Here is a 509-nt window from a genome sequence, read left to right as displayed (position 1 = left end):
CAGAAAGCTACGACAAGTTGATCCTCTCCCCAGGAGCTAAACCATTTGTTCCTGCCATTGAAGGCTTGGCAGAAGCTAAGAACACCTACACGCTCCGCAATGTTCCCGATCTTGACGAGATTATGGCTGCCTTGGACAATCATCCAAAAGAAGCTGTCGTTATCGGTGCAGGCTTTATCGGGCTTGAAATGGCTGAAAACCTTGCGAAACGTGGATTGCAAGTTACTATCGTTGAGAAAGCACCCCATGTCTTGCCACCATTAGATCACGAAATGGCAGCCTTTATCCAAGCAGAATTGGTTAAAAACGGCGTTCGCGTTATCACTTCTCAGTCTGCGACTCGATTTGGAGGCCAGGGAAAAGTCATCGTTCTCGAAAACGGTCAAAAGATCACTTCTGACCTCACCATCCTTTCTGTCGGTGTTGAACCTGAAAATGGACTGGCTAAGGCTGCAGGGATTGAACTGGGACTACGTGGCGGTATCTTAGTCGACGAACACTACGAAACC

At 48.1% G+C, this 509-nt stretch carries 1 protein-coding gene; it reads left to right on the top strand.

Annotated elements, in window-relative coordinates; all coding sequences use genetic code 11:
- Positions 1–509, top strand: a 509-nt coding sequence (locus tag D8863_RS11005; protein ID WP_185761497.1) for an NAD(P)/FAD-dependent oxidoreductase, incomplete at both ends; no start/stop codon positions are given.

Origin of the sequence: Streptococcus oralis, from assembly GCF_003943825.1 — a bacterium.
GTDB lineage: Bacteria > Bacillota > Bacilli > Lactobacillales > Streptococcaceae > Streptococcus > Streptococcus oralis_CD.
The sequence above is the reverse complement of the archived record's forward strand: the minus strand, read 5'-3'. Positions and strand labels throughout refer to the sequence as shown.